Here is an 8,552-nt window from a genome sequence, read left to right as displayed (position 1 = left end):
CGGGAGGTGGCACCACAGGGTGTTCAACCAAGCGCGTCTGCTGAGACGTCGTCTCGACAACAGCAACAAGTAATAACAACAACAACAGTTCAACAGCAACAATCAGCGACGAGCTCAACGCCGGCTAAAGCTGAACCTGTTGCTGCGGCAATGGTACGAACTCGACCCGTAGGGCCGGATTCAATAGCGGAGCCTGATGAGCTCCATCTCAACGATGATGCCGGGGATTTCCTCGACACCGATCAGGAGGGTAATACGCCGAAAGCGGAGATAAAACCGGTCGCCCAACGACAACGGTCAGACCAAGTTGGGGAAAAGCGAAAGGAGCAGCGACAACGTGCGGAGCGCCGACGTGAGACGTCACCAAAGCATTCTCCACGAAGTCCTGTTCATTGTGACGCTCCAACCAAGGGTCGACACGATTCAAAGAAGGACGATCGGGGTAAACCCCAAAAATCGAGCAAGATACGTCGACGCAGCGGATCGAACGAGTCCGGTTCGAAACGGCGGGCGACGGGAAATGGTCATCGCGAGCGTCAAGAAGACGATCGAAAAGAACAATCCGGTCACAAGGATAAAGAAACGGCGGTCCGAAGGGCATTGAATCGTTCATTGTCCCGCATGCGATCTCGGGATTCCCAAAGTCCTGAAACAGCACAAAAGGACCAACAACACCGTAAACGGTCAAAGTCACCAGGCGATAAATCGACTGCGGCAAAGGGTCAAGACTACCTGAAGAACGCCCAACATGAGGACGCTTCTTCGGAGAAATTACCCACTGTCCGCTCGGTTGTCGTCGCGGTAAACCGACCATCACGGGAGCCGGAAGCCAAACCAAAACATCCTGACCGGGATGGACTTGAAGAACGTCAACAACCTCGCGGGATAAATCCCTTCCTACACGGTGCTTCCCCACCTAAAATGGCACGGGAAGACGATGAATCAAGTGAACTGTCTAAAGACACAACCACCACTGGTCCGTCCACGATTAATCCACCTAAAGGTCGTGGACGAGGCAGAGGAAGCGCATCGGCTTCTTCACAATATCGTCCAGGATACGGTGCTCCTGTCCAGGAACACAGCACTGGGACGCCAACATCACGACAAACCAGCCCACGGCCTGGTACATCACAAGCAACCTACGATGACGAAGATTCGGCACCACCGTCTGAATATCACACGGCGAGGTCGCGAAGCTTGACTAATAGTGTCTGGTCATTGGCAGAATCGGCAAGACCGGATTCTCCTGTTCCGCCACACGAGCCAACGCCGGCTGAAAAGTGGGGAATGATACTACGGACACGCGACGTCGACTATACAAAGGACTCCAGAGCACAACGGGATCAGCGGTTGCAACTGCATCGATTCCGCCAAACTCAGGGGATGCGTCACTCGTATGCCTTGGTATCGGATCGTAACGCGCTGGCTAAAGCCAATAAGAAAAAGTCAATTCCTCCCATTTACACCTGGGAGTTCATCAACTTTGAGTGGATGGTAAACCATAGACCACGGGGCTTTCGCCTGCGACTACATCGCCGGTATTTCACAACAGTGGAAGGCCTCGGGAGTCCTGGACAACTTCCAACCAACATCTTCGAGTTGGTCACTGCTACGGTGGACGCAGCAATGGCGGAAGTTGATAATCGAACCAGAGGCGTCAACCATTGGGATCTGCGAGGATTCATTGGCTGGTTAGCGGACACGGAAATCTATTTTCGTGAACGGTACATGCGGGTGAACGGGGTGAGTCGATACGAAGAAGACTACGATGTCGCCATCACGACTCTGAACCGCCGTCTAAAGATGTACATCCAGCAACGAATCATCGCAGCGGCAAACAAACTCTGGCTAAAGCTACCTCGTGAAGCGGCACTACCCCTGTCATTGAGATACCACAAGTTCTCTGGCAGAGCTCTGTATCTGGGGCAAGCCCACGCGCACTACATGCACGACAGGGAGTACTGGCGCCTGCGGGAAGATCTCGAGAACACTTTGCTTCGGCAAGATGTTCCCGCGATGGGTACATTCTCCGGGTGGATCGACACGATGCCGGAAGTCGACACAATTGCAGAAGAGCTGTATGATACAACTCTGCAGTTGCTGACTGGCATTGGAACGCTCTTCAAACAAGTCGAAGAGATCGACCAATTCAAAGACGACGGTCGACTCGACACGGGTGGAGACACCGACGATGAAGGTCCGATGGAGGCAATGTAAACATTTTCGCGCCTTAAAAGGCATCGGTCGCCGACAGATGTCAAAGCACGGGCGCATGAATGCCATCAGCTGAACGTCGGCAATCAGCATTGAATTTTGACAATCTCGATTATGACAATCAACACTAATGTGACGGGTTCAACCCAACTTGTAAATTTGTAATATAACTTGTAAATGTGATGCATAATGTTACCTCAAAAATTATTTTGCTGCCTCCGTAAACTGTGAAATTAGTCGCGTGTACATTAAAATGTAGTTATATTTTTGCAAATTTTTAATAAAAACACAAAATACTACAAAAACAAATGTAAAGTTCTTTATTTTTGATATCAATGAAATGTTTTTTTTAGCCAATGTAATGAGTAAACTGTATAACTGGCTAAAGCCTTGTTATATTTTATCCTGCTATTTTTGTTATAACATGTATTGCAGCATCTAAACTACTCACATGTACAGAGCGGGAACTAAAGCTTCCACATTTTCATTAAAAATCTAAAAAAAATTACGTTCTGTACAGTGTGTAACAATTTTTTCTAAAACTTATCATTTGAAGATTCCAATGTATAGGTGCAAGCTAAAGCTCACATGTAAAATTTTTTTTTTTGGGAATATGCATTTATTTGTGTCTTGATATCGTTCGTACTAAAGTACTTACCTTGTCTTGACTTGTAAATAACTTGTTATTTTTACTCGTTTTGTCACTCGTTATAACACTAATGCATAATGTTTTCAAATGTTATTTTTGCACTGCATTTTTTTTAAAAGTCATAATAGCCTTAACATCGGGTGCTTTAGAGCCGCGGGGTAAACCCAAAGCTCATATTTTTGTCATGTTATTGCTCATTTTTAACCGTGCATACATGTTTGTCACTGCCGGGGGGCACGATGCCAGGGGACGTCATCGGCTCGTGGGAGGGGGGATGTTATGATGTATATGCATAGCCTCCCTTCTGCTGCTGGCGTCACAAGCACTTCTGCCATCCTAAAGGATAAAATGGTAGTGAGAAGTGCTTACTTTGGTCAAATCGTGCTTCCTAGATTATCTTTTTGCGGGTTCTTAAATAGTGCTGTATAAATTTGTTTAAGACCCCTTATAAATAATACCCCTCCCTCGGGGGTATGAATCATTAAGGGGGCTGGCACCGGGCCAGCAAGATGGCGGCCCACAATGGCGGATGGGCTAGCTAGTGCCCAGGTGCAAGATGGCACGAGAAAAAGAAAAAGACCAAAAAGAACACCAAAAGCACCAAAAAGCAGCAAGGGTCCGAGGACCCGTACTCGCCGCCCCACGCGACCCAAACATCAGAAACCGAGTTCGGAATAATCCCCGGACTCGGTTTGGTCGAAAAATATTCTGCCACCCGGTTTTGGACCAAAATCCCAAAACCGGGTTATTTTAATAAATGATCCAAAAACGCCGAAAAACGACCTCCGCCGGGATTTTTCGTCACAAGGACAGGTTCCCGCTGTCCTCCTAATTTTTGGAATACCATCAGAAGAGCCCCGTCTCGCCGTCTTGCTCGTCAGCTACTGCCTAAAGGCATTCTGCCGATAGGTCTTGAGATTAAGATAGGCAAAAGTCAAAAACGACACGAGTCGAATAACTCTAAACTAACCGTTAATAATTTCAGTGTAATTAAATAAATACTCGATTAGTATTTGTCAGAGACTCGTCTTTCAAACGCAAACTAAGCGGTAAGTCTCAGCACAATTCTTACTAAAGTAATCTAACTGGTATTTGGTCACTGTGAGCGTGAGCGCCCTAAAAGGCAGTGCCAAATACTCTGACATTTTGTAACAGAACTAGGAGCAGATTTGAGGCACAAATCTGGCTCAAATAATTTCAAGGAAATAAGTACATCGTTGTAAAAATTAAGCAGGGGGATATTTTATGCAATAAACTGCCATTCCATGCCATTCCATGCCATAAAATTCCACCATGTCATTCATAACCTGTTCCCATAATTTTGTAATAAAGTGTGCCTTTATTGTGTTGTTTTATTTGGAGCGGTATTAGCTGTTGGCGAGGAGATAACCTGAATCCACTTTCCTAGGATTCGAAGTACTCGATGCGCCTTAAATATGGCAACCCTTCTTGGCGGCTTAAAAGCCTTCCCCATCTGGTTGCGCCCTAAAGGGCACCCCCATACCTACACGAACAAAATGTGTTAACATGGTCACCACGCTGCATTATCTCCTAACAGCTATACCGTTCCATTTATTACAAAACTAAGGGTATTAATTTTGGAATGGGCATGAGTAAATGACATTTTGTTAACGAATTGAAATTTGAACCTGGTCACTGATAAACATTTTAATAAAGACTTGCTAAAGCAAAAATAATTTTGCCGGTGCATCGTCTAGAACAAGCTCTTTTTCAGCACGTCTCGGCAAAGCTAAAGCTATCACAAAGTGCTCCAAAACGCTGCTGGATCCAACGGACCGTCATCCAAGCATCTTCTAGTGCCAAATTTTTCAACAACAGGTAAACTAGACTCTTCTACGTGATCTACAGTCTCGAATACTTCGGCCGATCCAGCTCTGTCCGTGCATCTGCTCAGATTTTTTTTCTCTTTCGAAGCTTCGCTCAAAAACTATTTTTTTTACGTCGACTTCAGGCTCGATTAAAATTCGAAATTTTTGATGCAAACTGCTCCGACTGGACGATAGAGTGGTGGAAGTACACGACACTGCATAATAGTTGTTTAAAAAGCAACTCTGGATGGCTCCTCGTCCGTCTCCCCACCGAATGCAGCATAAATGCAAATTTGGTCGAAAATAGTGAAAAAGTGAATTTTTTCATCAAGCTGCTGCTCAGCCGAAAAAGACAATTTTGTCAAAATTTTTCGTTATCCTACTCATAAAATAGTGGAACTAAATGATTTTCATCACCAAACCCCTCCATCAGTGGCCTAAAGTGCCGCAATAATTATTTGATTGTTAAAAATCCGCTTTGAAAACGCGAATTTAACAATTTTAAGAAAAAATGACTTTTTTCATCAGCGTGCTGCTGGATGAAAAATGTTTATTTTTTTAATTCCTTCGACAATCAGTACCTAAAACGGCTATACTTACTAACGACATTAACATCTGGAAGCAACTAGTTCTGGTTCGACCCCCCCGTCACTCAAAATTTCGTCAAAATAACAGAAATTGACAATTTTGCCAAAAATGAAGTTTTTCATCAGCGTGCTGCTGGATGGAAAATTTTTATTTTTCTAATTCCTTTGGCTATCAACACCTAAAACGGTAATATTTACTAGCCATAACAACAGCTGGACTCAAATAGTTCTGGTTCGACCCCCCCGTCACTCAAATTTTCGTTCAAAAACGAAAATTTCTGAAAATCGACACAAAATAGGATTTTCAATTTTTTCGAGACAATTTTTCCAAAAAGTGAATAAAAATGGAAATGTCCGATACTGAGGACGATAATATGGTCAATGGAACTACTAACAACAATAATCCCAGTAATAATATGGCTAATGTCCAAAATAATGACCAAAATGATGAAATTAGCGAAAATGACAATAATAACACTGAGGGTACGGAGGCACCGGGTGCCAGTGCCACGTCAGAAGTGCAAATAAGTGCCAGTGCTAGTGAGGATAGGATGCCAGAGGTAGGATATCGTCCAAATGTGCAGCCTAATGGCGATACTCCAGTCCTTACTACGCACCCTAAAGGGTTAACTGCTGAAAATCTTCAGCCCGTTTCAGCGTCGCTACCTAAAGGTGCCACAAATGGCCCACCACGGGTGCCAGTGACATCGCAGCGCCAAACGGTTGCCACCACTGAATTCAGTGACCCAAATTACCCCCAGAACCCTCTTTTTGGGCAATTTGCTCCACAAAATTCAATTTCGACCTCCACCCAGGCGTTTGGTCTACCTACTACCGAAAACACCCACAGACACCAAAGTGGCGATTTTTATGGTTTTTCGGGTGAATCAGAGGAAGAACCAGCGGTCAATACGCAGGGTAATCTTCGTCCTAAACCCCCACAATTAACTCGTAGGCCAAATCCACGAAATATGGATTTGACCCACAGGTCAACGCAATCGCAGGCTAATGCCGAGACTGGACCAGCTCTGCAACAAATGCATGACCTCGTAAACGAGAACCGCATTTACATGCAAGAGGTGTTGCAGCAGTTGCCCCACATGATCAGGGTGCAAATTGACGCTGCAAACCCTCATGTAACTCCGGAACGGTCTAATGACCACGCTCGGGGACGTCAAGGGGACCGGCTGACCAATAGCCAACCGGAACCTTCTCGAGCACCTCGCGGTCAAAGCGCCGTATTTGGGACCGAGAATGCCAACAATAATGGCACTACACGTGACGGCACACGTAGTCGGAGTGCTTTTTCGGCTGACCGGGCTCACTATCAACCGAGTGACCCCCGCCAACCCCCCAACAACAACACAACCGGAACAAACCGTGAGATGTTCCACCCCCACCAAACCGGGGATGGACACCAGATGTACGATAATACTGGTACATCTGCACCATCTGGCCAAACATACCAGCCTCATTTCGGTGCCACTCAGCCACCGAACTTTGGGAACAACCCCCATGGGCTAATGCCTAACAGCAACGACCCTCACGACGAAAACGTTGAGGTCATTGAACGGCACTATCAGCGCACCATAAATGGTCCGGCGGGCAACCGCCCATATAGGGAAGAAACGATGCCATACAGCGGTAACTCGTGGAATCCAGATATGGCTAATGACCATGCGCCACAAGCCCAAAACTGGGTAAACCCATCACTGATGAGGCCAGACAACAACCGAGAAGGGAATCCCCCTCACAATGTTCAAAATTCGGTAAATTTTGAGCCACATCTCAATCGACGGGGTGCTCACTACCAATCAACACCCCGCATAAATGCGAACGATCCACAACAGGACGAGCGAATGGCAAGTCGGACGGACGAGCAAAATCAATTCATCCGCCAGTCACGACAATACTGGGGAACAGAGGAAAGCCAAGAAGACCTACGGTCTAATGACCAACGATCTACTGACCGCCCTCCATCCCCCCGAAGACCGCCGTACAAACGCGTTTCACGTTCTGGTCATCTCTTAGGGGATCAAGACCGACCATACGCTTCAAGCCATGATCAAACTGGATGGTCCAATCTTGGATTTCCCCCAGGAACAAGTCCAATCTTCAAGATTGCTGAACCAGACATCACTGAGGTACCGAACTTCAAAGGGGATCGGAACTTCGCAGCCTACCTGTTCAAATTCAATCAGGCAGTGGCGATGCGAAACATTACCAATCCAATTCGTAAATTGGTTCTGCTTAAAAGCAAACTCCGGGACACAGCCGCTCAAGCGCTGGAGACCCAGGAACGCTGGAAGCCAACAGAAATGGGAAACTTTGATAGTGTTGTGTCTTTCCTACTCGAAAGATTTGAACAACCTGTCAATATTGCATATGGTCTCAAGAAATTGCAAGAAGTCCAACAATCAGGATCCATCCGTGGATTCCTTGATCAACTTCTTCAATGTTGGGTTGACTATGTCGTGCCCTTGGACATTGGAGAAGGAGAAAAAGAAAATCTTCTAAAGAAGTATTTTCTCCAGGGAATCAAAGCCAAATATCGAGCTCGACTCGACTTGGGTTTTGACTCTACCTTTGAGGAACTCAAAGGCAGAGCACTTCAGATCGAAAGGAATGAGGACCCTGCTACAAATGAAGAGCAAAATAATCCACCATCGAACACTACTCAAAGCTCAGGTCAAAATAAATACAGCCGAAGCAAGAGTACGAAGCCACAACAAGGTCAAAGTACCAGCACCGGAGGAAAACCAAGAACAATTTGTGGATATTGTGGTAAACCTAACCACACCGAAGACCGATGCTGGAGCCGACTTAAAAGTCAAACTCCCGCGATCAAATGCACTAACTGTGGAGGTACCAACCATTATGCTAACGAGTGCTTCAAGCAAAAACAAGATGGTCAACGGCAGAAAGGTACATGCTACACCTGTGGTGACCCCAACCATCAACAAAGGGACTGCCCACAGCGTAATCAGAGCAATCAACCTAAATGGGGATCAAACCAACAAGGCGCCCCAAAGAAACGTTGGTGCCATCACTGTCAATCAGGAAGCCACTGGCCAAACCAGTGCCGTAACACGGCCCCTGCTACAGGAAGCAATGCCACTACTCCAAAGGTGCCTCAAAAAGGTGCAAACGTTGTTGCCCCAAATCAAAATTACTTGGCCGTATTCCGTAGCCCTGCTCCTCAACAAGCTCATGTTCAAGAAATACTTTTCGAAAATGCCTCACAATCAGTGCAGAACAAGGAAAGCGATTTCA

General features: G+C 46.1%; 2 protein-coding genes. Both read left to right on the top strand.

Going from position 1 to position 8,552, the window contains the following annotated elements; genetic code table 11:
• On the top strand, positions 1-2,217 hold a 2,217-nt coding region (locus ACZIYX_RS23200), incomplete at its 5' end, for a hypothetical protein (RefSeq protein ID WP_462684650.1).
• A 4,585-nt stretch (positions 2,218-6,802) separates the two neighbouring features.
• Positions 6,803-8,552, top strand: a 1,750-nt coding sequence (locus ACZIYX_RS23195; protein ID WP_462684649.1) for a hypothetical protein, incomplete at its 3' end; no start/stop codon positions are given.

The organism is Aquimarina sp. (genome assembly GCF_977115655.1).
This window is presented reverse-complemented; position numbering and strand designations above follow the sequence as displayed.